Source organism: Sutcliffiella sp. NPDC057660, assembly GCF_042800035.1.
Classification (GTDB): domain Bacteria; phylum Bacillota; class Bacilli; order Bacillales; family Bacillaceae_I; genus Sutcliffiella_A.
In genome coordinates this window covers 20,069-45,561 of sequence record NZ_JBHVHV010000009.1, presented here as the reverse complement: position 1 = coordinate 45,561, position 25,493 = coordinate 20,069, and the positions used below count along the sequence as shown (strand labels likewise).

The 25,493-nt window shown below is 45.3% G+C and carries 26 protein-coding genes and 1 riboswitch; of the genes, 20 read left to right on the top strand and 6 right to left on the bottom strand.

Annotated elements, in window-relative coordinates; translation table 11 throughout:
* Positions 1 to 62 precede the first annotated feature (62 nt).
* The 13 genes from ACFVAD_RS11630 to ACFVAD_RS11570 all read left to right on the top strand — a co-directional run bounded on the left by ACFVAD_RS11630 (position 63) and on the right by ACFVAD_RS11570 (position 12,190).
* Positions 63 to 608, top strand: coding sequence for a cob(I)yrinic acid a,c-diamide adenosyltransferase (locus ACFVAD_RS11630; protein ID WP_386639810.1), 546 nt, complete (start codon positions 63 to 65; stop codon positions 606 to 608).
* 70 nt (positions 609 to 678) lie between these two features.
* On the top strand, positions 679 to 2,202 hold the full coding sequence (locus ACFVAD_RS11625) for a cobyric acid synthase (RefSeq protein WP_386640295.1): 1,524 nt from the start codon (positions 679 to 681) through the stop codon (positions 2,200 to 2,202).
* Complete coding sequence (gene cobT / locus ACFVAD_RS11620; RefSeq protein WP_386639807.1) at positions 2,186 to 3,238, top strand: nicotinate-nucleotide--dimethylbenzimidazole phosphoribosyltransferase; 1,053 nt, start codon at positions 2,186 to 2,188, stop codon at positions 3,236 to 3,238. Before ACFVAD_RS11625 ends, cobT begins: the two co-directional genes overlap by 17 nt.
* Positions 3,239 to 3,301: 63 nt before the next feature.
* Positions 3,302 to 3,507, top strand: a riboswitch (cobalamin riboswitch).
* 163 nt (positions 3,508 to 3,670) lie between these two features.
* Positions 3,671 to 4,663, top strand: a complete 993-nt coding sequence (locus ACFVAD_RS11615; protein WP_386639804.1) for an ABC transporter substrate-binding protein — start codon at positions 3,671 to 3,673, stop codon at positions 4,661 to 4,663.
* Positions 4,629 to 5,702 carry a FecCD family ABC transporter permease gene (locus ACFVAD_RS11610; RefSeq protein ID WP_386639802.1) on the top strand — a complete coding sequence of 358 codons (1,074 nt, stop codon included), beginning with the start codon at positions 4,629 to 4,631 and terminating at the stop codon, positions 5,700 to 5,702. The genes ACFVAD_RS11615 and ACFVAD_RS11610 overlap by 35 nt, the downstream gene beginning before the upstream one ends.
* Entirely contained in the window at positions 5,695 to 7,164 is a 1,470-nt protein-coding gene (locus tag ACFVAD_RS11605) for an adenosylcobinamide amidohydrolase (protein WP_386639799.1), read from the top strand. The genes ACFVAD_RS11610 and ACFVAD_RS11605 overlap by 8 nt, the downstream gene beginning before the upstream one ends.
* A complete protein-coding gene (cbiB, locus tag ACFVAD_RS11600) occupies positions 7,161 to 8,126 on the top strand; it encodes an adenosylcobinamide-phosphate synthase CbiB (protein WP_386639796.1) in 966 nt (321 codons plus the stop codon). The genes ACFVAD_RS11605 and cbiB overlap by 4 nt, the downstream gene beginning before the upstream one ends.
* A gap of 19 nt (positions 8,127 to 8,145) precedes the next feature.
* Positions 8,146 to 9,225, top strand: coding sequence for a threonine-phosphate decarboxylase CobD (cobD, locus tag ACFVAD_RS11595; protein ID WP_386639793.1), 1,080 nt, complete (start codon positions 8,146 to 8,148; stop codon positions 9,223 to 9,225).
* Positions 9,222 to 9,767, top strand: a complete 546-nt coding sequence (locus ACFVAD_RS11590) for a bifunctional adenosylcobinamide kinase/adenosylcobinamide-phosphate guanylyltransferase (RefSeq protein WP_386639791.1) — start codon at positions 9,222 to 9,224, stop codon at positions 9,765 to 9,767. Before cobD ends, ACFVAD_RS11590 begins: the two co-directional genes overlap by 4 nt.
* Complete coding sequence (gene cobS, locus ACFVAD_RS11585; RefSeq protein ID WP_386639788.1) at positions 9,757 to 10,518, top strand: adenosylcobinamide-GDP ribazoletransferase; 762 nt, start codon at positions 9,757 to 9,759, stop codon at positions 10,516 to 10,518. Before ACFVAD_RS11590 ends, cobS begins: the two co-directional genes overlap by 11 nt.
* Complete coding sequence (locus ACFVAD_RS11580) at positions 10,470 to 11,096, top strand: histidine phosphatase family protein (protein WP_386639786.1); 627 nt, start codon at positions 10,470 to 10,472, stop codon at positions 11,094 to 11,096. Before cobS ends, ACFVAD_RS11580 begins: the two co-directional genes overlap by 49 nt.
* Positions 11,051 to 11,479: a bifunctional adenosylcobinamide kinase/adenosylcobinamide-phosphate guanylyltransferase gene (locus ACFVAD_RS11575; RefSeq protein ID WP_386639783.1), complete on the top strand. Its 429-nt coding sequence runs from the start codon at positions 11,051 to 11,053 to the stop codon at positions 11,477 to 11,479. Before ACFVAD_RS11580 ends, ACFVAD_RS11575 begins: the two co-directional genes overlap by 46 nt.
* A 105-nt stretch (positions 11,480 to 11,584) precedes the next feature.
* Complete coding sequence (locus tag ACFVAD_RS11570) at positions 11,585 to 12,190, top strand: SAM-dependent methyltransferase (protein WP_386639780.1); 606 nt, start codon at positions 11,585 to 11,587, stop codon at positions 12,188 to 12,190.
* Between the two features lie 55 nt (positions 12,191 to 12,245).
* On the opposite strand, the gene ACFVAD_RS11565 is transcribed toward ACFVAD_RS11570, so the two are convergent.
* The 4 genes from ACFVAD_RS11565 to ACFVAD_RS11550 form a co-directional block, all read right to left on the bottom strand.
* A complete protein-coding gene (locus tag ACFVAD_RS11565) occupies positions 12,246 to 12,695 on the bottom strand; it encodes a hypothetical protein (protein ID WP_386639777.1) in 450 nt (149 codons plus the stop codon).
* Positions 12,696 to 12,825: 130 nt separating this feature from the next.
* Positions 12,826 to 13,899, bottom strand: a complete 1,074-nt coding sequence (locus ACFVAD_RS11560; protein ID WP_386639774.1) for a GIY-YIG nuclease family protein — start codon at positions 13,897 to 13,899, stop codon at positions 12,826 to 12,828.
* Between the two features lie 23 nt (positions 13,900 to 13,922).
* Positions 13,923 to 14,903 carry a sensor histidine kinase gene (locus tag ACFVAD_RS11555; RefSeq protein ID WP_386639771.1) on the bottom strand — a complete coding sequence of 327 codons (981 nt, stop codon included), beginning with the start codon at positions 14,901 to 14,903 and terminating at the stop codon, positions 13,923 to 13,925.
* A 15-nt stretch (positions 14,904 to 14,918) separates the two neighbouring features.
* On the bottom strand, positions 14,919 to 15,617 hold the full coding sequence (locus ACFVAD_RS11550; RefSeq protein ID WP_386639768.1) for a LytR/AlgR family response regulator transcription factor: 699 nt from the start codon (positions 15,615 to 15,617) through the stop codon (positions 14,919 to 14,921).
* A gap of 167 nt (positions 15,618 to 15,784) precedes the next feature.
* Here ACFVAD_RS11550 and ACFVAD_RS11545 point away from each other — a divergent pair, with 167 nt between their 5' ends.
* Together ACFVAD_RS11545 and ACFVAD_RS11540 are read left to right on the top strand one after the other, a co-directional pair.
* Complete coding sequence (locus ACFVAD_RS11545; RefSeq protein WP_386639765.1) at positions 15,785 to 16,537, top strand: ABC transporter ATP-binding protein; 753 nt, start codon at positions 15,785 to 15,787, stop codon at positions 16,535 to 16,537.
* Complete coding sequence (locus tag ACFVAD_RS11540) at positions 16,527 to 17,684, top strand: ABC transporter permease (RefSeq protein ID WP_386639762.1); 1,158 nt, start codon at positions 16,527 to 16,529, stop codon at positions 17,682 to 17,684. Before ACFVAD_RS11545 ends, ACFVAD_RS11540 begins: the two co-directional genes overlap by 11 nt.
* A 76-nt stretch (positions 17,685 to 17,760) precedes the next feature.
* On the opposite strand, the gene ACFVAD_RS11535 is transcribed toward ACFVAD_RS11540, so the two are convergent.
* Positions 17,761 to 18,423 carry a DUF4352 domain-containing protein gene (locus ACFVAD_RS11535; protein ID WP_386639759.1) on the bottom strand — a complete coding sequence of 221 codons (663 nt, stop codon included), beginning with the start codon at positions 18,421 to 18,423 and terminating at the stop codon, positions 17,761 to 17,763.
* Positions 18,424 to 18,484: 61 nt separating this feature from the next.
* Positions 18,485 to 19,858, bottom strand: coding sequence for an alkaline phosphatase (locus ACFVAD_RS11530; protein WP_386639756.1), 1,374 nt, complete (start codon positions 19,856 to 19,858; stop codon positions 18,485 to 18,487).
* 259 nt (positions 19,859 to 20,117) lie between these two features.
* Between ACFVAD_RS11530 and ACFVAD_RS11525 the strand changes: the two genes are divergently transcribed.
* The 5 genes from ACFVAD_RS11525 (at position 20,118) to ACFVAD_RS11505 (ending at position 25,460) form a co-directional block, all read left to right on the top strand.
* Complete coding sequence (locus ACFVAD_RS11525) at positions 20,118 to 21,218, top strand: PLL family lectin (protein ID WP_386639754.1); 1,101 nt, start codon at positions 20,118 to 20,120, stop codon at positions 21,216 to 21,218.
* A 283-nt stretch (positions 21,219 to 21,501) separates the two neighbouring features.
* Positions 21,502 to 22,173, top strand: a complete 672-nt coding sequence (locus tag ACFVAD_RS11520) for a GntR family transcriptional regulator (RefSeq protein WP_386639751.1) — start codon at positions 21,502 to 21,504, stop codon at positions 22,171 to 22,173.
* Between the two features lie 26 nt (positions 22,174 to 22,199).
* Positions 22,200 to 22,811: a sterol desaturase family protein gene (locus ACFVAD_RS11515; RefSeq protein WP_386639748.1), complete on the top strand. Its 612-nt coding sequence runs from the start codon at positions 22,200 to 22,202 to the stop codon at positions 22,809 to 22,811.
* 417 nt (positions 22,812 to 23,228) lie between these two features.
* Entirely contained in the window at positions 23,229 to 25,160 is a 1,932-nt protein-coding gene (locus ACFVAD_RS11510) for an endonuclease MutS2 (RefSeq protein WP_386639745.1), read from the top strand.
* 168 nt (positions 25,161 to 25,328) lie between these two features.
* Positions 25,329 to 25,460, top strand: a complete 132-nt coding sequence (locus ACFVAD_RS11505; RefSeq protein ID WP_386639743.1) for a hypothetical protein — start codon at positions 25,329 to 25,331, stop codon at positions 25,458 to 25,460.
* The last annotated feature ends 33 nt before the right edge of the window (positions 25,461 to 25,493 follow it).

Sequence of the window (25,493 nt, the reverse complement as noted above, 5' to 3'; positions counted from 1 at the left end):
GAGAGGCGTTTTTTAATTCTCTCCTCTTAATCTGTTACATTACTTTTTTACAGGAGGTTCATATGGGCAAAGAAAAGCAAAGAGGGTTGACACTTATTTTTACAGGTGATGGGAAAGGCAAAACAACGTCGGCGTTGGGACTGACTCTTCGCGCAACTGGGAGAGGGATGAAAGTGAAAATTTTTCAGTTTATCAAGTCACCGGAGCGTTCCTATGGGGAACAAATAGCTTTAGAGAAACTCGGAATTGAGATGGTACAGCTTGGGGCCGGTTTTACTTGGACGAAAACACCCGAGGACCATCGTGAGGCGTTGAGAAGTGGTTGGCCCAAGGCGAAGGAAGCTGTGCTGAGTGGGGAATTTGATGTAGTGGTTTTAGATGAACTGAACAATGCATTGGCAATCGACCGTTTTCCGATAGAGGATGTCCTTCCTTTAGCAGAGGTCATGGATGTGATAAAAAATAAACCGGCACACGTGCACCTGGTCATCACCGGCAGAGATGCAAAGGATGAAATAAAGGATTTGGCAGATCTAGTATCCATTATCGAACCGGAAAAGCATTATTACAACGATGGAGTGCCGGCTGTAAAAGGAATCGAGTTTTAATTCTGCGTGAAGGATCTGAATGATGGATAGAAGTAAAATTGGATCAACCAATGTCTGGAGTGGAAAGCAAATGGATAAAGCGATGCCCATCATGATTCAAGGCACTCATTCCGATGCAGGGAAAAGTGCGGTTGTCACAGCCTTATGCAGGATATTTGCACAGGATGGATTTAAAACAGCTCCGTTCAAATCGCAGAACATGTCCCTGAATTCCTATATCACCTTCGATGGCAAGGAGATTGGACGAGCCCAAGGTGTTCAGGCGGAAGCGGCCGGCATTATCGCCACCACCGATATGAATCCGATACTAATCAAGCCTACAGGAAACTATGAATCCCAAATCGTGGTGCATGGTGTCCCTTATCAAAATATGAAGGCAGGAGAGTACCGGCAGGACTTTTTCCTGCAAGGATTAAAGCTGATTCAGGATTCCTATGAGAAATTGGTGCAAGGCTATGAATGTGTAGTGATAGAAGGAGCGGGAAGTCCGGCTGAAATCAATTTGAATGACAGGGAGCTTGTCAACATGCGTGTGGCGCGTCTGGCAGATGCGCCAGTCATTTTGGTTGGAGATATTGAGAAGGGCGGGGTATTTGCCAGTCTGGTAGGAACGCTGCAGCTCCTGGAACCGGAAGACAGAAAGAGAGTAATCGGGGTGGTCATCAATAAATTTCGCGGAGATGTATCCCTGTTGGAACCAGGTTTGAAATGGTTTGAGGAGTATACAGGTGTACCCGTCCTTGGGGTCATCCCTTTTATTGATCATTTGACAATAGAGGCAGAGGATTCGGTAGTGTTAGGCAGTTATTCAACCAAAACAGATACGTCCAAGGATTTGGATATTGCCGTCATTCGCTACCCGCTGATTTCAAATTTTACAGATGTCGATCCTTTCTTTGAGGAGCCTGATTGTCATGTGCGATTTGTTAGCCGGGCAGAAGAAATAGGGACACCGGACTTGATCATATTACCCGGAAGTAAAAATACGGTGGAGGACGCACTATTTTTGCATAACAGCGGATTGGCTAATCGTCTTCTGTCATTATCGGAAAAAAAGACGATGATAGTTGGCATTTGTGGCGGCTTTCAAATGCTGGGGAAAGAAATCGAGGATGTATTGGGAGTTGAATCTCCTATTAAGCAGGCTCCGGGATTAGGGTTTATTCCCATGAATACCACTATCACGGTCAATAAAACAACCATCCGCTCCGAAGGGGTCATCACAATTCAAGATAATACATTTCCTGTTTCCGGCTATGAAATACATATGGGAGAATCGCATTTTGAATCAGGGTGTGATCATTTAATCGAACTGGACGACAGGGTAGAGGGAGTATGGAGTGAGGATCGGCTGATCATGGGGACTTATTTTCACGGGATTTTTCATAACGACGAGTTCAGGGAGTTCCTCCTAAATGAATTAAGGGTTAAAAAAGGATTGGATCCAATAATCGAAAGGGTCTCTTTTGCCAAAAAAAGAGAAGAATCCTTTGACCGGTTGGCGGATGTTGTGAGGGAACACATTCAATTGGATGCAATCTATCAAAAAATGAAGGAATTTCAGAAAGGTGCCTGCCATGTTAAAGATATGTGAGAAAATACAACCAGTTGACAAAAATATTGGGAATGAGGTGCGTGCTTATTTAGACACCTTAACAAAACCTATCGGAAGCTTAGGAATGGTGGAGGAATTGGCAATTCAGCTCGGGGAGATCACTTCCAGCCGTTTTCCGACGGTTTCTCCTCCTGGTGTGATCGTATTTGCTGCGGACCATGGGGTGGCAGGAGAGGGAGTTTCTGCTTATCCACAAGAAGTTACTGTCCAGATGGTACATAATTTCCTGAATGGCGGAGCTGCGATTAATGTGCTGGCAAAACAGATTGAAGCCAAGCTTGATATTGTCGATATTGGTGTAGCAGGTGAGATCGCAAGGGAAGGGCTCATCTCAAGAAAAGTCCGTTATGGTACAGGGAACTTTTTAAAGGAAGATGCCATGAGTCCGGATGAAGCGCTGGAAGCCATCCAAGTGGGTATGGACGTCGCAAATGATATGATTCAACGGGGAGCAAAGTGTCTATTGCTAGGGGAAATGGGAATAGGCAATACAACAAGCAGCAGTGCTATCCTATCTGTGCTTCTCGGGGAAAATAATCTGGAGAGAATAGTAGGTACAGGTACTGGAATATCCGTGCAGCAGATCAAGCATAAGCAGCAGGTGATCAAACAAGCCATTGAAAATCGCCATCCTGATCCAGGAGATCCATTGGATATATTGTCGAAGCTTGGTGGACTCGAAATAGCAGGAATGATAGGAGCAATTTTTGCTGCAGCCGAAAAGAGAATTCCAATTTTAATAGATGGATTTATTAGTACAGTATCGGCGGTATTAGCGGTAGAAATGTGCCAGCATATCAGAGGATATTTGATAATCGGCCATCAATCAAAGGAAATTGGGCATAGGCGTGCCTTGGAGCTGCTGAAAAAGAGGCCACTGCTTGATTTGGAATTGAGACTTGGGGAGGGATCGGGTGCTGCCCTCGCGTATCCTATCGTGGAGGCTTCAGCCAGGATCCTGAAGAACATGGCCACTTTTTCCGCTGCAGGAGTATCGGAATCGACCATCTCCTGAAGCGGAAAAATTAAATTTACAAGAGTATGAAGTTAAACTATAATGACTTTTAGAATAAAAAAACGAATATTAAGACAAATAGGTTCCTTAAATGTTCATGACAATGAAATTTAAGGTGAAAAGGGAAGTTGGTGCAAGTCCAACACGGTCCCGCCACTGTAAGCGCTGAGGAAAGCTAACGTATCTCCACTTTGCATGATGATGCATGGGAAGGAGTAGCCGACTGATGAAGTGCAAGTCAGGAGACCTGCCTATGTTGTTTTTAAACACCTTCGAGGAAAGGGATGTTTAAAGTGCGTGGTTATTCAGAGACCATTCCTATTTTGCCAGTCTCATTGACAGGGAATATAGGTGCATTTTTACGTTCAACGCTTTCCTTTTGGATAGCGTTTTTTTATTTGCCAAAAAAGCAGAAAAAGGGGAAGAAAAAACATGAAGCAATTATGGAAAAAGTGGAGCATTATTACGCTAATAATGACAATGGCAATTTTAGCGGGATGTGGAGTGAATGGGACTGATACGAACAAGCAGTCAAGTGGCGAAGTAAATGAATCTGCTGCGAATGAAGTGCAAGGAACGGAAGGGAAGCAATTTCCTGTCACCATCAAAGATGAAACCGGCGAGGAAATTGTCATCGAAGCGGAACCGGAATCTATTATTTCCCTACAGGCCAGCAGTACTGAAATCTCTTATGCATTAGGATTAGGCGATAAAATGGTGGGGGTTTCCGACTATTGCAACTATCCACAAGAAGCACTGGAAATAGAGAAAGTTGGGGCGCAGGACATGAATGTCGAGCGTATCCTTACACTACTACCGGATATTGCCCTTGTGACGGACTATCATTTGGAAACGCATGCTGAAATATTGTCCCAGTTTGAAGAAGCTGGTATTACGGTCATTGTTATTGGCAGTGAGACTTCTTTTGATGATGTCTACGAAACAATCGATCTGATCGGTACTGCTACAGGTAAGAAGGCTGAGGCCAAAGAGCTGGTTTCCGATATGAAAGAACGTCTTGAAACGGTGAAGGAAAAGGCAAAATCTGTAACGGATAAAAAGAAAGTGTGGGTCGAGGTATCACCGGCTCCGGATATTTTCACAACAGGCCAAGGAACGTTTATGCATGAAATGCTGGAATCCATCCAAGCAGAAAATGCAGCAGGCGACCAAGAAGGCTGGGTCAAGATGACCGAAGAAGAAATCGTTCAATTAAATCCTGATGTGATTGTCACCACGTACGGATACTATGTGGAAAGTCCAAAGGAAACGGTGATGGCACGTAATGGCTGGGCCGAGGTTCCTGCAATAAAATCTGGAGAAGTACATGATGTGGATAGCGATATGGTAACGAGACCTGGTCCTCGTTTAATTGAAGGGGTGGAAACACTTGCAAAAATCGTTTATCCGGAAATATTTAACTAATAAGCTCGTTTGGCTCTATATAGGATGTGGAGGGTTTGTACTTGGTGCAGCCCTCCTTGGTCTATTAAGCAGTAGTGTAACCATTCCGATCACTACCGTCCTCCATATTGTCCTGGAAAATGGTTTTGGGCTGCGGTGGTTGGAGGAAGTCCCGAAAAATGAAGAGATGATCATTTGGAATATCCGCTTTCCCAGGGTCCTTCTTGCCCTTTTTGTGGGAGCTTCATTGGCGTTGGCGGGTGCTGCGTTTCAAGGGCTGTTACGCAATCCGTTGGCAGATCCCTATACGATTGGGGTTTCATCGGGAGCGGCACTCGGAGCGGTTGCTGTTCTGTTCTTTCAGGTTACGATTATTGGTTTAGGGAGCTTTACCCTTCCTTTTGTCGCTATTATCAGTGGACTGCTTTCCCTATTGCTTGTCTTTGGATTGGTTCGCTTAAGTAACAGAGGGTTTGCAATAGAAACGATCATTTTGGCAGGAATCATCATCAGTGCCTTTATCGGCTCTATCATTTCCTTGATCATCTCCTTAGGGGATCGGGATTCCATGACACAGATCATCTATTGGCTTTATGGAAGTGTCGGAATGAGAGGCTGGGGTCATGTACAGCTAATCGTTCCTTTTATGATACTTGGTACAATGCTCCTCTTCATTCATTATCGCGAATTGAATGCCATGGCTTTGGGAGAGGAGGCAGCCGATCATATCGGGGTAGATGTGAAACGGGGTAAGATTTTCATTTTAGTGGGGGCTTCCCTTTTAACAGGGGCGGCAGTCGCGGTTTCTGGGTCCATCGGTTTTGTCGGTTTGGTTATTCCTCATCTTATAAGGCTTATAACAGGTCCCAATCACCGGCATGTCTTGCCATTATCCATGCTTGTTGGTGGAGGGTTTCTCGTTTTGGCAGACCTGGGAGCAAGAACCATTATCGCACCGAAGGAATTGCCGATTGGGGTCATTACGGCATTGATTGGCGCACCGGTTTTTGCAGTGTTACTGGTTCGAGAAAGAGTAGGAAGGGGGAAGGCAATTGATTAAGGTCAGAAAGCTGACAGGTGGTTATTTAGCTGGCCCTGTAATTAAAGAGCTTGATTTGAATATTCAAAAAGGGGAGTTTTTCGCGCTGTTGGGACCGAACGGAAGTGGGAAGACGACTCTGTTTAAATTGATTACAGGACAGCTTCCCATTCAGCAAGGAGAAATTCTTATCGACGAAAAACCAATTACTTCCTTTTCTAAGCTGGAAAAAGCGAAAAAAGTCGCCGTACTGACCCAGGAGGTCCAGGTGTCTTTTGATTATACGGTGGAAGAAATTATTAGCCTTGGCCGCTATCCACATCAAACAGGGATTTTTAAGAGCCTATCCAAAGAAGATAAGAAGGTCATGGAATATGTGATGAGAAAAACCAGAATAACCAAGTTTCGCGACACACAATTCCGCAAGCTTAGCGGAGGGGAAAAGCAGCGGGTACTATTGGCAAAAGCATTGGCTCAGGAGCCGGAAATTCTCTTGTTGGATGAGCCCACGAACCATTTGGATATCAAGCACACCTTTCAAATGCTGGATTTGATAAAAGAATGGCAGCAATTAAAAGGACTGACCGTATTTTCCATTTTGCATGATCTGAATGTTGCTTCCCTTTATGCCGATCGACTTGCCTTGCTTTATGAGGGTTCGTTTCTTGAAGTGGGGGACACCGACACATTGCGCAAGGAAGATCAGTTGAAAAAAGTCTATGAAGTGGAGATCCAAACGCAATCACACCCAATCGTACCAAAACCTCAGCTCATCATGACGCCAAGCTTTGAGCAGCCAGGTCATTCCTATAGCCTTCACAAAGCTTACCAGATGGAACAGACGTCCGATTATATTCATGTTTTATTCAATCAGCCAATGCGTTGTATCTCCAATGGTGTGGTGGGGGATGGCATTCAATGGCTGAAGCATTTCTGCAATTTTCACGTTTCAAAAAACTATAATTGCTCCAATCCGAAAAAAGATCTACATGAATGGATGGAAAAATATCATATTCCCCCTGAACAGGCAGTAGGATTGATGACGGCTGTACAGCTAGAGGATGTCACGATTGTGATGGAGAAAATAGAGGGAATTGAATTTTTGGCAGTCGTTACTGCCGGGGTAGGAAATGCGGTAGATATCTCGAAAGGGCATCCAGCCAATTTACCGCTCCAGATCGGGACCATCAATATGATGATATTTATCGATGCCCATTTTACGGACGGAGCACTCGTTAATGGACTTATGTCTGCAACGGAAGCCAAAGTGAAGGCGCTTCAGGATCTGGAAATTATGGACCCGGAAACAAAAACGCTTGCTACCGGGACTTCTACCGATGCGATGGTTCTAGCTGTCACGCAGCAAGGGGTACAGACTCCTTATGCAGGGTCGGGAACGGTAGTCGGGAAGGGAATTGGCCATGTTGTCTATCAGGCTACAGTGCAAGCGATCCGGAAATATTTGAAAAGGGTCCAGGGATGATGGAAGCACCGTTCTACATAGGTTGTTTGATACTGATAGGAGCGATTTTACTGGACTTATGGATTGGTGATCCAGGGTGGCTGCCGCACCCTGTCATTCAGATGGGAAGGCTCATTACATTTTTGGAGAGAAAATGGAACCTTGGAACAAATAGAAGGATAAAAGGGGTGTTTCTTACAGGTACCGTCGTTTTTACCGTTTATGTTGTGACTTTTTTCTTCGTCAGTATCGCTTATCACATTTATTATGCAGTTGGTATAGTAATGGAGATTTGCTTAATATCCACCACAATCGCGATAAAGGGGCTTGCTTCTGCCGGGAAAAGTGTAAAGAAGCCCTTGGCTAATGGGGATTTAGTGGCGGCTAGGAAAAGCCTCAGCATGATTGTCGGCAGGGATACCGGGCATCTGGAAGAAAGCGAGATTGTGAGGGGAGCGGTGGAAACTGTTTCCGAGAATACTGTCGATGGGATAACGGCGCCATTGTTCTGGGCATTAATTGGCGGTGCTCCTTTAGCGATGGCGTACCGGGCGATCAATACGCTCGATTCCATGGTTGGCTATAAAAATGAACAGTACATCCAGTTTGGCTGGGCATCTGCAAGATTGGATGATATAGTCAATTGGCTTCCGGCGAGATTGACTGCTTTGACTATGTGGTTTTCTTCATTTTTTATGCGCGGTTCAAGGCATATGGAAGCACTGAAAACTACATGGAGAGATGCCAGAAAGCACCCAAGCCCGAACAGCGGTTGGTCTGAGGCCATGGTAGCTGGATTGATGGGCGTTCAATTGGGCGGAATCAATTACTATAAGGGCAGGATTTCAAAACGGGCAACAATGGGGACTCCTACCAGGAAATTATTGACCACAGATATTGATAAAGCCATCCGCTATATGCATGGAGGCTGGCTTGGGTTTTTAGTGCTTCTACTAATAGCACTTTATATTGTACAGTTCTAGTAATGGAGGGGGCACACCGATGAAATGGCCAGAGCACGGCGGACAACCAGCAACAATGAAGCAGCTTTTTCAACTAGAGAAGGAGAAAACCATCCTTGATTTCAGTGCAAATTTAAATCCCTTAGGGCCTCCAGCTTGGCTTAAAGAGGAACTATATAACCGGTATGAGAGTCTTACTCATTACCCGGATCCAAGTTATTCTCGCAGCATAGCCTCCCTTGCAGAGCATGAGCAGGTAGAGGAGGGTGAAGTACTACTGACTAATGGTGGAGCAGAAGCGATCTTTTTGGCAGCGAAATATTTTGAAGGAAAGAAGGCTTTGATTTTGCAGCCCACGTTCGTGGAATACGAGCGAGCGTGCAAACATTATCATATCGAAACAGAGGATATAGGGTTATTGCCTCAGGATGGATTTGCCTTACCTTTTGATCTTGTTATGGAAAAGCTCCCCGAAAAGGATGTCCTGTTCCTGTGCCGCCCAAATAACCCGACAGGTACAGTTGTTCCGGAAAAGCAGATACGAGCGTTATTGAAGGAAGGGTTAAAAACGAATACATATGTCGTGGTGGACGAAGCGTTCGTGAACTTTGTTTCGGACCTTTCGCTGTCTGTATTGGTCGCTTCGTATCCGAATTTACTACTTTTGCGCTCTTTAACAAAAATGTATACCATCCCCGGGATTCGCCTGGGATACATGTTGGGAAACAGTAGATTGATAAAAAGATTGAAAGCGGAGCAGATTCCATGGAGCATCAATGCATGGGCGGACGCTATTGTGCCAAAGCTGCTGGAAGATAATAGATTTGTAGACCGGACGAAATTATGGCTGCAGGAGCAATCGCAAAAAGTAAGGTCTTCCATAGCCTCTATGGGGTTCTATGTTTCCCCATCCCAAGCAAACTTTTATCTATTGCAAGATAGCCAACATCCCCAACAGACAGACGAATTATTCCGTTATTTATTTCACCATGGTGTGCTGGCGAGACATACCCATAACTTTAAAGGGCTGGACGGGAATTTTCTACGGCTTGCCATACGGTCTGAAGAGGAAAACCGCTACTTAGTTTCTGCTCTTCAAAAGTGGAGGATAGATACATGATTATATTTATTTCCGGAGGGGCACGGTCAGGGAAAAGCACGTATGCAGAGAAGATGGCCCGCTCTATTTATTCGAATGCAAAAAATGCACGGTTAATCTATATTGCTACCGCTAAACGAAGTGATAAAGAAATGGAGCGGCGTATTAAGATTCACCGGCAGGAAAGAGAGGATGAATGGCAGGTAGAGGAAGAATCTTATGAACTATCTCGAATTCTTGAAAATTTACAATCCGGGGATGTGATTCTAATCGATTGCCTGACGATTTGGTTAAGCAATATGATGTTTGATAGAACATATTCCTATTCCGAACTAGTCGATGAGGTTTCAAAATGGTGCAGCATCGCAAAAGAAAAACAGCTTCAGCTCATCATTGTGTCCAATGATTTGAATGAAGGGTGTCCTTCCCGTTTTGAACTAGTAAACGAATATATGTATAACCTGGAACGGCTCCATCAACTGGTCGTTCAAGAAGCACAATATGCAATCCAGACTATAGCTGGAATTCCGACCTACTGGAAGGGGGAAAAGAATGAAGAATAGCCTATATGGTTTATTATTGTCATTTCAATTTTTGACGCGTCTACCTGTCCCTGTTTCTTGTCCATGGACCAAACAAACGAGCAGATGGGCAATCAGGGCCTACCCGCTAGTGGGAGTGGTATTAGGGACCTTGATTGTCCTTGTTTTCAATAGTTTGGAAGGTCATTTGCCTCTATTCTTTTTATCCTTGCTGCTCCTGACACTTTGGGTTTGGCTAACGGGAGGACTGCACTTGGACGGGTGGATGGACGTGGCAGATGCGGTTGGATCGAACGCTCCCATCGAAAAGAAATGGGAAATCATGAAGGATCCGCATGTAGGCAGCTTCGGAATAATGGCGCTCCTCTTTTTAATGGCGTGGAAGACCATGTTTATTTTCATGATTTTGGATGATTCTCTACAGTTAATCTATTCATTTCTGCTGATTCTGGCCTTATCCCGATTTGGTGCAGTAGTGTTCATGTACATACTGCCTCCTGCAAAGAAAAGCGGCCTAGCATGGGAATGGAGGCGGAATCTGAATGGGTGGGATGTGGTTTTGGCCTCGCTTCCTGTTGCGGCAGCTTTTCTTTTTCTGCATGAGTTTCTCTTTTTACTGCCGAGCTATTTTTTATTTATTTTGGTGTTTGGATGGTGGGTAAAAAAAGCATTTAAAGGGATTAATGGAGATTTGCTTGGAACCGCCATTGAAGGAGGAGAGTTATGGGGACTTGCGGTAACGTGGATCTATTTCTCGTTCGCCATGGGATAACGGATTGGAATAGGGATAAAAGATACTTAGGGCATACAGATAGGGGAGTATTGATACATGAACTCTTTAGGTTGCATGCTTTGAGGAAGGAATTGATGAACCACTCATTTGATTATGTATTTACAAGTGACCTGCTGCGTTGCCGGGAAACTGTATCCTATTTGGGTTATGGTGCGATGGCATGTACGGATAGGAGATTGAGGGAACTGAATTTCGGTGAGTGGGAAGGTAAAACCTATGAGGAACTAAAGGATAACGATCATTACAGAAAATGGCTAACAGATTGGGAAAATGAATCTCCGCCTAATGGTGAATCTGGAAGGGGATTCACAGCAAGAGTGGACGACTTTATTCATGAACGGTTTCTACATATAACAGAAAAACCATCAGCTCGCATCCTCTTGGTGACACATGGTGGAGTAATTCGTTTTCTACTTGCTAGATTTAAAGCGACCGACACCTTCTGGGAGGGGGCCATCCAGCATGGGCAGGGTGTGCGGATTTCATTGACACGAAAAGAGGGGGAGTGGACATGCAACTCGTTATCGGAGGTGCCTTTGCCGGGAAAAGGGATATAGTAAGGAAAAAGCATAAAGAATTCAGTTGGGTTTCTTCCTATCACAACGACCTGTTATCAAACTGGGATCTAAAATGGCAGGATGGAACTACTCTAGTTTTGGAAGGCTGGGAGAGATGGGTAAAACAGCAGCTGGAAAAAGAAGTGGAGGATACTGTCATACGTTCAGAATTCAGCAGGTTATTTCAGTGCTTCCTGGAAGAAGAACGCCTAAGGAATGGCTGTATTGTGTTGATAATGCTGGAGGTCGGGAGGGGTATTGTACCCATTGAAGAAGACGAAAGGCGCTTCAGGGATCTGGCAGGATGGATTTTACAGGACGCAGCAAAACTGGCAGAAGAGGTGCAATATGTATGGCATGGAATGGCTAAAAGGCTGAAGTAGGAATAATGGCTCTCTTTCTGCTGAATTTTTCCATGGGTTATAATGGAGGCGGAAGGGGAAGTTAGTCTAGTATAATGGAATGTAGTACCCCTCCAGGAGGACATCATGATAAAAAAAGACTACGATAAACTACTTCAAATACATACTTCAGAAGAACAAAAGGGCTTTCTTAAATCCTACCATTATCACCGCTATGAGCCTACACCTTATGAGGCCCTCGAAGAGCTGTTTGAACAATGTCAACTGAATAGCAGGGACCGTGTAGTGGATTATGGCTGTGGCAAAGGACGGTTGAATTTCTATCTTCATTATCGTTTTGGCGCGAGTGTCACTGGGATTGAAATGAACGAAGACTTTTATAGGGATGCACTGGAGAATCGTGAGCGTTACTTGACGAAGCACAGAATCGGGGATGGAGATATAAAGTTCCTATGTTGTCTGGCAGAAGAATACGAGGTTCATCCTTCCGATAACCGCTTTTATTTCTTCAACCCTTTTACTGTGCAGATCTTCATGAAGGTTGCGGATCATATCCTGGGATCTGTCGAGCAGCACTACCGGGACATTGAACTTATTTTCTATTATCCATCAGAGGATTACGTGTATTTTCTGGAGAATCATCCTTTATTCGAATGGAAGCGGGAGGTCCGGTTGAAGGGGTATGAACAGAATGAAAATGAGCGGTTTTTGATTTATGGGTTGGCTTATTAAAATAAGGTGGAGAAACTGATTGGCATTCAGTTTCTCCACCTTTTTATTTTCCTGACTATATCTTAATCAGCTTGTTAATTCTGTTCAGTTCCATGTCCTGTTTTGCTTGTTTTTGTACTAGATAATCAATATCGATTTTGAATGAGTTTACTATATCAGTTTGGGCATCCAATTTTTTTTCTAGGCGTGTGAGGGAATGAGTGTGTTCGTCTAATTTGTTGGAGTGCATATTTAAAATGCTGGTGTGTTCGTCCAGTTTATTGGAGTGCCCTTTTAGAATTCTAGTGTGCTCGTCGAGTTTGTTGGAGTGCTCTTTTAGAATTCTAGTGTGCTCATCGAGTTTGTTGGAGTGCTCTTTTAGGATACTGGTGTGCTCGTCGAGTTTGTTGGAGTGCTCTTTTAGAATATTGGTGTGTTCATCTACAATCGTGCGAATCTCTTTAATTTCCTGCCTTTGTTCTTTTACCTCTCGAAAAATGGCGTGTAAGAGTTCATGGTCAGTCATGGATTTCCTCCTAGGGGATATTTGGTGTGGTCAAGCGAAGGGAAAAGGATAATACAACCTCATTCTAACAGAAAGCCTTTTTTAATTAAAGGAAAATGGAGTGGTTTATATTGTAAAAAAGAATGCCCAATCAGGCATTCTTTTGCAATATTAATTCATTAAGCTGTTCCGAAAGTATCCGTTCGTTTTCCTCTTCCAACCAAGCATCTTCGAAAATGACAAACCGGCAATTCCCACTGTTAAGATAGCTATAAATGATCTGCGCCTTATCGATTTCGAACTTAGTAACTGCTTGAAATGGTGCATCTGTAGAAGGTGTGGAAAGTTGCTCAATAATTTTTCCTTTTAAACTTTCTATACCAACCTTTAAAGGGAATTTCTCCGAATAAACTACGTCTGTTCTCTGGATGATAAATACCTTTCCCGTTTCCTCATCGATCGCTTCCACAATCGCAAGCTTATGGTTCTCTTCGGTAAAATGGATCACTTCTTCCTTGTAGAACAGGGAGTTCAGGATGTTCAGATAATTGCGGTATCTTGCAGCCTGTTCGAACTCCAGCTTTTCAGCGGCTGCTTCCATCCTGTTTTTTACATGCTCGATTAACCGGGCGTCCTGATGTTCAAGGTGGGAAATCAGCATATCTAACATCAAATCGTATTCTTCTAAAGCAGCCCCGCCCAGACAGAGCCCGTTGCAAAATCCAAGTGAATAGTTCAGGCAACGCGACTTTTTATTGTTGGGATGGCTGCACTGGAATTGGAAAATGTCCTTGAAGCCTTCAGTGGCACGGACCACGGTCTTTCTGCTTGTATAGGGGCCGAAGCAGTGGAAGTGTTCGCTACTCATCGGTTGGTGTGTTATTTTCAGGTTGCGGAACTCCCTATTCTTCGGAATCGCGAGGTAGATGAAGCCTTGTGGGCTTTTCATTTTTCGATTATAGTGCGGCTTGTATTGCTGAATCAGTTCCCACTCCAGCAAAAAAGCTTCGAACTCCGTGTCGGTCTCGATATGTTCGAGGTCGCTGACGTGGGTCACGAGCCGCTTGATTTTAGGGGCATGGACGGTGGAAGCGCGAAAATAGGACTGGACACGCTTTTTCAGCTCTTTCGATTTTCCGACATAGAGGATGGTACCGTACGAATCCTTCATCAGATAGACGCCGGGAGTGGATGGAAGGGACTTTATTTTCTGTTGTAGGTTCATGTTCAGTCCCTCCTTAAAATTTTTTAACGTATCGCAGGTATCTTTATTTTTACAGTGAACTCCTCGTCCCGGTAAACGAAGTCAAGAAAGCCCTGATGGCCCTCGACTATATCCTTGACCATTTTGGTGCCAAGCCCCTCGTGTCCCTCGCCTTTTGTCGTGTGGCCGTAGGAATGGTAGAGTTCATCCAACACTGGAGTCGGGATGGGAAGACTGTTATTTTTGCAGACGAGCAGATACAGTCCGCTTCTTTTGTAAAATTGCAGGGTCAATACGCCCTGCTTTTCGTAATGCTTCTGCCATTCTTCGCAGGCATCGATGCTGTTCGAGAGCAGATTGCCGATAAGGGTGACCATGTTCGAATCGGAAACGGGCAGAGTGGAGAGCGGAAGATCCAGGTCGTAGACGACGGAAATGCCGCTGGCTTGAGCTCTGCGATACATTTGGTGCAGAACGCCTGCCACCACACCGCGCTCCCCTTTTATCGAAAGGTTTGTCTCTTCATAGCCATCCACGAGATCATCCAAATAGTGCTTGGCCTCTTTATCCTTGCCGTTTTCGAGCATAAAATGAACTGCGGATACATGCTTCAAAAACTCGTGGCGCTCTCCGCGGACAATTCGGAAGGTTTCGTTGAGATGCTCGCGCTGTTCTTCATATTCCAGCAAGCTGTGCGTCAAATCGGAAATCTTCCGGGATCCATTGAGGCGGATTGCCTCCAGACCAACAAAAATGAGAAAGGGTGCAAAAGTGGCCCAGGAAAGCCCGATAGTAAAATACAAACTTACCAGCAAGAGCTGCATGGCAAGCAGAATCAGGTTCCAACGCATTCCGATACTCGAGGTTTCCAGGAGTGTTCTTTTATATAAATAATACACCACCCCGATGACAGGTAAAATCACAAGATAGATAGGCACATTCCAAGTCAGGTTGTTGAAAAGAAATTCCAGGTGAATGGTTCCAAACGCTGCAAGGAGGACCCAATATAGAAGTGAAGCTTTCACGGTGATCCCTCCTAATCAAAAATAATGCTGCTGCAGAAACTCGACCTTATCCTTCGTGATCATCGCCTGCTCTTCCATCCCCTCGAAGCTCACGATATAGGAATTCTTCGCGTAGAGGGAGAAGTTTTTGACATGGTGGATGTTGATGATGAAGGAGCGGTGGGAGCGGAGGAAATCGCGCTCTCTCAGCTCGCCTTCGAGTTCGTTCAAGGTCTGGTAGGTTTTGACCGGACCTGTTTTCGTGTAGATGGTCGTAGAGCGTCCTGAACGCTCGATAAACACGATGTCTTTCTTTTGGATAATATGTATGTCGTTCTTTTGCTTAATATAGAGTCTCCCGGCAATTTCCGCAGATTTGGACTTTTCGAGTAGCCGTTCGATGGACTTGATCAGGCGGTCCTTCGGGTAGGGTTTCATGATGTAGTCGTGCACGTTCAGTTCAAAGGCATGGACAGCGTAGCCGCTGCTTCCTGTCACGAAAATCACGGAGATGTTCAGGGCATGGGAGTGTATGATGTCCGCCAGCTCATACCCCGAAAGGTTCGGCATCTCAATGTCGGCGATCAACAGGTCGACCGATTCCTTCTTTATATGCTCATAGGCTTCTTCTGCGGACTGGGTGGAAAAGACGATTTCCAGGTTCGGCATCCCCGCCACAATGCCATTCAGTTTATCCAAATCTATGTATCTATCATCGACAAGCCCAACCCTCATTGCAATTTCCCTCTCTTGTTGGTTTCCATTTTTATCTTTATTTTACCATGTAAAAGGGATGAATGGACATATTCGCGACATCAAACGGAATATTCGCGACATAACTAAAGATTCCGCGATTCATTTATTTTAAGATGAAGACAAGAAATAATTGAGGAGCTGAGAGCATGATTGAAATAAATGAAGTGACGAAAAAGTTTCAGGATAAAAAAGTGTTTGTAACTGCGTTGAAGCATGTTTCCTTTTCGGTAAAAAAAGGACAGATCGTCGGGCTGCTTGGTGAAAACGGTGCGGGGAAAACAACGCTTCTAAGAACAATTGCTACGCTTTTGACGCCTACGGAAGGAAGCGTAAGTGTCGGTGGAGATGATACCGTTAAAAATCCGGATGCGATCAAAAGAAAAATCGGTGTACTGTTCGGCGGGGAAACCGGCCTCTATGACCGCTTGACCGCTCGCGAAAACCTCGAATATTTTGCAACGCTGTACGGACTGAGCAAGCACGAAACAAAGGTGCGCATCGATGATCTGGCAAAAATGTTCGGCATGAAGGATTATCTGAATCGCAAAGTTGGCGGCTTCTCCAAAGGGATGCGCCAGAAAGTCGCCATCGCAAGAACACTCATCCATAACCCGGAGATCATCCTGTTCGATGAGCCGACAACAGGACTTGATATTACATCTTCAAACGTATTCCGTCAGCTTGTCCATCAGCTGAAGCGCGAAGGGAAGACAATCATTTTCTCTAGCCACATCATGGAGGAAGTGTCGATGCTGTGTGACACAGTTGCGATGATGCACAAGGGTGAGCTTGTTCATCACGGAAATCTCGAGCAGCTCTATAATTCTGAGGGCAGCCGCGATCTTAACTATATTTTTATGAGTAAACTGGTAAGGGGGAACGATTATTATGCTTCGTAAAATCTATCTGAAAGAAATGAAAGACTCCTTCCGCGACAGACGTACCCTGCTCTTGACCGTGTTACTGCCGATCGTGATGATGACAGGGCTGGTGCTTTTTTATGAAAGCATGGTGTCGAATGGGGAAGGAGAAGTCTATCAACTTGCTGTCGATAATAATTTCTCCGCAGAAGAAGAGGGAATTTTTGCTGCCTATGAAAATATTGAATTTGTACAGTCGGATGACCCGGAAGCAGTGGTTGAAGAAGGGGAAGCACAGGCAGCACTTATTTTGAACGATGGTTTTTTGGAAAGTGTGGAAGCGGGAGAGGCTGCAACAGTTACCGTACTAGGCAACTCCTTTAGCCAAAATTCCTCCAATCTAATGAATATGGTAACAAGCGCACTGGCAGTCTATGAAAAAGCAGTCATTGCAGAGCGTCTAGAGGCGCAGGGAACCGAACAGGACTTGGTTCAGCCATTTATGTTAGAACAAAAGGAAATCACTGAAGATAACCCGAGTATCAACCTTGTCGCGTTGTTAATTCCATTGATTTTGGGGTTAGCGATCGGAATCGGTGCAGGTCCGTCAGCATCAGACCTGTTTGCCGGGGAGAAAGAAAAGAAAACGATGGAAGCCCTATTGATGACACCAGTGAATCGCATGACGCTGCTTGTTGCTAAGTGGTTGACGATTGTCTCAATCGGATCGCTCACTGGCATCATCACACTGATTGTAGTTGCTTTGGAAATCAGCTTCCTGACAGAAAACCTTAAAAGTGCCGTTTCACTAGGGGATAATGTGTACGCTATAATCGGCTTTTCTATACTTGTATCCGTCATCTATGCCATGTTTGTTGCTACCCTTCTCATGGTAACAAGTATCATCGGGAAAACCGTAAAGGAAGCACAAAGCTACAGTACACCTATCATGATGATAGGGATGTTCCCATTGATGATGATTTCAGGAATCGGAATAAACGAGCTCCAATTCCATCACTTTGCCATCCCGATCATGAACGTATTCACTATTCTTAAGGAACTGAGCTTCGGCATCATCAACTACGAGCACCTTGGTATTATGATAGCTAGCAATCTAGTATGTATCGTGGCTGCTTTTATTATAGCAAGAGTGATGTTCATGAAGGATAAATGGGTGATGAATTAATTGGTAGGGGCCTGACCCTCAATGCTTTAAAGCGTTGAGGGTCAGGCCCCTTTTCATGCATTGAACCTTTTTAAAGTTAAAATCGCACCTCAAACTCAACACCATCCGCCATCTTATCCTTCTTACCATCCAACACCTCGCTTGATGAGATAGTAAGACTTTCTAGCGCTTCTGGATCGGTTTCATCCAGGATAAACCCTAGGCTGCCGACTTTTTCTTCTCCGGGTTTGAGTTCACCGTTCAGTTTCTCCAGATAGAAATCATCCTCCCAGGTAACGGTTTCCCCTTGGTTGGTGGTGATTTCTGAAACGGGAGCAATATGCATGGGCTTGTCGCCGTTATTTTTCACAACCACATTGACCCTGACATAGGGGAACTCTGTTTCTTCATGGGTGAAGCCGTGAAAGAAGTCAATGAGGTCCGGGGAAGGCTTGTATTGCATGACCTTTACATCCGAAATGGTCATTGAAATATTTCCCGTCTGTTTCTTTTCATGCACCTGTGCGAATTGTTTAAGGGTGATGGAGCCATCCTCGTCCTTAAATTGTGAATCCTTGATTGTTAGTTCTCTATCATCCGGTGCTTGTGGACTATCTTTGAATGAGAGAATCTCGGTGCTTTTTCCATTGGCTTGCGTTTCCGCGTGTACCTCGGAAGCGGAATTGTTTGAGCTGTTGGCCGTGCATCCCGCCAGCAGAGCGGCAGTTAGGGTAAGTGCAATCCATGGTTTTAAACGCATTTTAGCAACCTCCTAAAAATTGAAGCATTCCGTAGCATGAGGCCGCGGTACGCTTTATGCTTTACTCTTTTTTATGGGAAGGTCGAACTCTTTCCAAGATAGCGAAAATCTCTTTTGCCGTGTCGGTGTTGTCAATTTTTCCTGCAAACTTTTCCATTCCAGGGCCATACGCATAAACCGTTACATCCTCACCGGTGTGTCCATCCGTCGTCCAGCCTGTGCCTGTGCGAAGGTCAAAAATTTTCTCGATGGCATTGTCGATTTCCAGAACATCGCCGCTATTATCCTTTGCTTCCTGAACCGATTGAACCTCCTCTGGAGTCAGCTCAAGGTCGATATACTTTTTTAACGTTTCTTCCACTGGGGCACCCGTTGTAATTTCTTTTGCGATAAAGTCTGGTGTCTTTTTCGCTGCCTTGATGGCCGATGGATCCCATTTGTACACACCGTCACGGCCCAGTGCCATCCCGCCAGTCGAGTGGTCAGCCGTCGCGATTACAAGGGTGTTCTTATCTTTTTTGGCAAAATCGATTGCCGCCTGGAACGCCTCTTCAAAATCTTCCATATCACTCATCGCCGCCACAACATCGTTATCATGGCCAGCCCAGTCGATCTGGCTTCCTTCTACCATTAAAAAGAATCCTTTTTTATTCTTATCCAAGCGCTCCAAAGCAGTATTGGTCATTTCTTTCAATGAAGGCTGTTCAGCTGGGCGATCTATCTTTTTTTCCAATCCTTTTGGCGCGAAAAGGCCAAGGATCTGTTCGTTTTTATCATTCAGCATTTCATCGCGTGTCGTTACATAGGAGTATCCATCTTTCTCAAACTCTTTTGTGATGTCGCGGTCGTCGCGGACAAAATAGCTTGTCCCGCCGCCCAACAGGACATCCACTTTATGTTCTCCGTTAATCAGGTCATCATAGTAATCATCGGCAATTTCATTGTAGTTGTTGCGGGATTCATCATGCGAACCGAATGCCGCCGGGGTTGCATGGTTAATCTGGGAAGTGGCAACCAGCCCTGTAGATTGTCCGTTTTCCTTGGCTTGTTCGAGAACGGTTTTGACATCTTTCTTTTCCAGGTCAACGGCAATTGCACCATTGTATGTTTTAATACCTGCAGACATCGACGTTGCAGCAGCTGCGGAATCTGTGACACTTTCTTCCGGATCCCAAGAATGAGTAGATTGCATGCCTACTAGATAAGAATCGAATTTTGTATCTTCCATCTCCGGGGTATTCGGATCATCCTTTAACGTCCTGTATCCTGTCGTATAGGAATTTCCCATCCCATCCCCAATCAGGAAAATAACATTCTGGATTTCATCTTTCTTCTTGTTGCCACCTTTTTCAGCAGAAGCCTGATGAAACGCCAAGCCGCTCACTGCAAGAGATGACGCCATTGCTACGGTTAACAACTTTTTGGAAAATGCCATTGATTTGGACCTCCTGAAGTTTAATAACTTACAAGAGTAATTATATTTCCATCCTATTAAGTGCGTTTGTAGTAGCGGTAAAGATTGGTTACAAAGGGGTGACAGGGCTATTACAGTTTATTGCAGAGTAAGAGAGAATGCGATGCTAAAAAGCTTTATAGAATGATAGGGAATTATTTTTTATAAAAACTAGACATGCACCTCCACCTATTACCGCCGCATACGCTATTAGGCAAACAACTATGGGGAGGTTATCTCTTTGCACTTTCCACAAGATCATAATCAATTTTATCAACAGGGTTCTGTAGATTACCGCAACAACCTTTCGAATGAACGGCTCATCTACTATTATCCACGTCCGAGACGTCCTTTTTACTACCCTTATTATCCATACCCTTACTATCCGGCTCCTTATTATTACCCATATCCTTATCCAAGACCGTATTACCGCAACCAGGAGGGCTTGGTGGGGGAAGTATCACAATCTGATATGCGTGCAAGCTGGCGGGAGTGGGAGGATCTTGGGGCGCCGCTTAGAGGATTCCGAGGGGCGCCTGCCGTGGCATCCTGGGGGCCGAATCGCCTGGACACATTTGTCCGCGGCGAGAGTAACCGGATGTTCCATAAATGGTGGGACGGAAGACGGTGGAGCAGATGGGAGGACCTGGGTTCCCCACGAGGCGGATTAAGGAGTTCTCCTGGTGCCGTTTCATGGGGGCAAAACCGGATTGACACTTTTGTCCAGGGCCAAAATGAAGGTATGTGGCATAAGTGGTGGGACGGAAGAAGTTGGAGTCAATGGGAGGACCTGGGTTCCCCGCGTGGAGGCTTCAAGGGTTCACCGGCTGCTGCTTCCTGGCAGGAAAACCGCCTGGATTGCTTTGTCCAGGGGATGGACAATAACCTCTGGCATAAATGGTGGGACGGCAGAACATGGAGTCAGTGGGAAAACCTGGGTTCACCGCGCAGCGGACTAGGTGGATCTCCTGGTGCTGTGTCATGGGGACCAAATCGCATTGACGTTTTTGCCATTTGCAACAACAACCGGCTGTGGCATAAATGGTGGGACGGCAGAAGCTGGAGTCAGTGGGAAAATCTCGGTACCCCGCGTGGAGGCTTGGATGGCGCACCAGCTGCATCAAGCTGGTCACCAAACCGGCTTGATGTCTTCTTAAAAGGCAGAGATGACCGGATGTGGCAGATATTTTGGAATGGCAGACGCTGGAGTGAGTGGGCAAACCTTGGTGCCCCACGTGGCGGGGTCCAATCCTCACCGGCAGCAGTTTCTTGGGACCAAAACCGCATCGACACATTTGTCCGAGGCGGCAACAACAGGCTTTGGCATAAGTGGTACGCCTAATATTTTCATTAGTAAGCACCTGCTTTTTTTTCCGTAAAGGGAAGCAGGTGCTTTCTTGATTTTATTGAAATAGCAAATTTTAAACAAACGTTTGTTTAATCCAATAGTGAAATGCAGCAGTGAGAAGGGGTTCAGAGCTTTGCAAAAGAATTAACTTTATAAAAAGAATTTGTAGAAAACTAACGTCGTTATTTTTTCTGAAAATTGTTGCATTTAAAAGGACGTTCGGCGTAAACTGGTAATACCAGATAAAATATTGGTATTACCAGTTTGGGGTGTAAGAATGAGAGCAACCGATAAAATAGAAAAATTGTTCATTGGTAAAGTACTGCAGCAGGAGTATTCACCAGGAACCCAGATTCCATCCGAAAGGGAACTGGCAGCAGAATATGAAGTTGGAAGACCGGTAATTCGGGAGGTCCTGCAGCGTCTCGAGCGGGAGGGCTGGCTGACGATCCGCAGTGGGCAGAGGGCAGTGGTCAATGATTATTGGAAAGAGGGCAACCTGATGACCATTGTGCACATGCTTGCTGAGGAGGAGAGCATACCGAACGAATTTATTATGCATCTTTTGGAGCTCCGAAAAAGTCTGTCACCAGCGTATGTGAAAGATGCCGTCACACATAAGCCCTTATCCGTAGTCGCACTTCTTAAAGAAAGCGAAACGGTGCCTGATGAGGATGCGGCATTTGCCGAATACGACTGGCGACTGCAAAAGGGGCTTGCTGCTGCATCCCCAAATCCTATCTATCTACTGATCTTGAACAGTTTCGGGCATCTGTATGTGAAAATGGCAACGCATTACTTCTATGAAGAGACTTACCGGGATGCTTCGAGAGCCTATTATCGTGAGCTGATGGCAGCAACATTGTCAGGGGACGGCACACAGGCGGAGTATCTGGTCCAGGAGATGATGGAAAAGAGTATTAAAATGTGGAAAGAGAGAACCAAGTAAAATAAGAGAATGGGGAGTGGGGTACGGTGAAAGGGTATTACAGAGAGTTCTTTTTGTTTCCTGATATTACGATATTAATAGGATTGATCGCCCTGAGTGTTTCCTTCCAGGTTTGGCACGGACTATCATGGACCTCGATGGCCTGTCTTGCACTTGGGCTCCTGGTTTTCATGTTCAGCGAATACATGACCCACCGGTTTGTCTTCCATTTGAAGCCGCCGAAGAGCCCAATCCTTTTGAAAATGCTGAAGCGCCTGCATTATGACCATCATACAGATCCGAATGACCTGCATCTCTTATTTTTACCCTTATGGTACAGTTTGCCAAACTTGTCTGTCCTGGCCGTCATCTTTTACCTGATAGCAGGCGATCTCTGGCTGACCCTGGCGTTTGCGGCCGGACTGAAGACAATGCTCTTCCTGTATGAATGGAAGCACTATGTTGCCCACCGGCCGATCAAGCCGAAATCAAGTTTTGGTAAATGGGTCAAGAAGATGCACATTCTTCATCACTATAAGAATGAAAACTTCTGGTATGGCGTTTCCACTCCCTTTGTCGATGTACTGTTTGGGACTCTGAAGGATGAGAAAGAGGTGGAGACGAGTAAAACTGCGAAGGATTTGGAAAAACGGGCTTGAAAATTGATGGGGGCGGGGCGTGACATTCCCTGTATTATCCTATATAATGGAACTATTCCAACTACAAAGGAGATTATTTTATGGAAGGGTACGTTCTTAACTAACGTAATTTGATACGTGCGTGTGGAAAAAAAAGCTGGTTCGGCTATAAGGTCGGGCTCTGTTTATGCATGTTTTTTCTCGCGAAAAGGTTAAGAACACGGGTTTGCGCCTGATCCATAAAATGATAGTTGAGATGAGTGAATAGGTATTTTCCTGCCTGTCACCATTTACATCATAAACTACCATTCAAAACGCAAAGAACGAGTGTTGTTCTCTGCGTTTTTTTATATGCAAAAATAAGGTGAAGACTTTGTTCCATCTTTTCCTCGCACGTATCAGCTTGTATCAAGCTATTAAAACTTAGGAGGAAAAACATTGAATCACACAACCATTCAAGCATTGCAATTTATCGATTTGAAAAAAGAGGTAGCATCCTATTGCATCTCGGATTTGGGGAAAGAGGCCATTATAGCACTTGAGCCATCCACGCATAAGAAGAGGATAGACGCATGGCTCCATGAAGTGACAGAAGGAAAACGCATTCTGGAAATAAGCGCAAGCGTGCCGATCCATGGCCTTCACGGAATCCAATACATTTTGAAAAATCTTCATAAAGGTGTTCCTTGCCGTCCCGATCAGCTCATGGGGCTTTACGAATTCCTGGAATGCATCGAGAAGCTGAGACGGTTTATGAAGGATAAGGAGTATGTGGCGCCGACCATCACTTCCTATGTCTACTCGATTTCTGAACTGGAGCATATTGCTGCAGAAATCATCCGCTGCATCCGTAACGGGAGGGTGGATGACTATGCGAGCAAGGAGCTTCTCAAGATCCGCAAGCAGATATCAACCTTGGAGGAGCGGATCAAGCAGCGGGTCGAGCAGCTTGCCAAGTCGGCAAAATACAGTAAATATATGCAGGAAAACATCGTCAGCATCCGGAATGGCAGATACGTCATCCCGGTGAAAAAGGAATACAAAAACAACATCAAGGGGGCGGTATTGGATGTTTCCGCATCAGGCTCCACAGTCTATATCGAGCCTGAGGAGGTAAGCGTCATCCAGGATTCCATCAACCTGCTCAAGTTCCAGGAGGAAGCGGAGGAAGAAAAGATTCTTTTTGCCCTGACAGGACTAGTGGAGGAGCATGAACACGAAATCAAAATTGCGATGGATATGATGGTGGGCTACGACCTGATTTTTGCCAAGGCGAAGTATAGCATCGCGATTCACGGGATAGCACCGCAGATGAACGAGCATCACCTGATCCGATTGAAGGGAGCGCGCCATCCTTTATTGGGTAGAAGTGCAGTGCCATTGAACCTGGTGATTGGCGAGGATTTCGACGCGCTTGTCATCACTGGCCCGAATACGGGTGGGAAGACGGTGACCATTAAAACGGTCGGGCTCCTTACAATGATGGCGCAGTGTGGCATGCATATCCCTGCTGATGCAGGGAGCGAAATCGCCATTTTCCACAGAATTCTCGTCGATATCGGGGACGGCCAAAGCATCGAACAGTCGTTGAGCACCTTCTCCTCGCGAATAAAGAATATTATCGATATTCTCGCAGAATCTACGCCGCAGACATTGGTTCTTCTCGATGAACTGGGGTCAGGAACCGACCCGGCAGAGGGCATGGGGCTAGCGACTTCCATTTTGGAGGAGCTCTTCAACAAGGGAACAACCATGCTTGCAACGACCCACTACAGCGAAATCAAGGAATTTGCCAATACCCAGGAAGGCTTTATGAACGGATCGATGGAATTTGATATGGAAACCTTGAAGCCGACCTACCGCCTGATTGTTGGAAAAGGAGGGGACAGCCAGGCGTTTGCCATTGCGCTTCGCCTCGGCATGCATCCAAAGCTGATCGAACGCGCCCATGAAATCACGTATAAGGAAAAACGCGATTACACGGCCGCCACTGACAAATCACTGCAGGAGCTGAACAGGCAGCTCGCGATGAACAAGAAATATATCCACAAGCAAAAGCATGCAGTTGTGGAAAAAGCTGCCCAAGAGATCGTCTTTAAAATGGGGGATAATGTGAAGATTCCATCCATCGACGAGTTCGGGATTGTCTATAAGCCGGCCGATGAACGCGGGAATGTAGTGGTGCAGGTAAAAGGAGAGATGAAGACCTTCAATCACAAGCGCCTGACCCTCTACATCAAGGCAGAGGAGCTTTATGAGGAAGGCTATGACTATGATATCATCTTCGAATCAAAGGAAAACCGCAAGCTCCGCAGCCAGATGAATAAGCGGCATATTGATGAGGTGATTTTGGAGGACGGGGAGAAATAAAGGCCTTTGGCGGTGGACCAGATGAAGTTTATGAAAATTGTAAACCCCGCGTTAACGACTGTATGAGTTGTGTTAATATTTCGAAAATCACCTTCTGTTTGTCCGAATTTTTTGTATGATAGTCCTGTAGTACAAATCATGCAAGCAATCCAAGGAGGCAATCTAAAGATGAAAAAAGGTTTAATCGCTTTAATATCTTCACTTATGTTACTAGGACTTGCAACTGGCTGCAGCAATGATGAAATGAACAACAATAACGACGGAACTGAAACAAATTCAGAGGAAACAAACGAAGAATAAGTAATGATGAGCCGCTGATCTGGAATCGGCGGC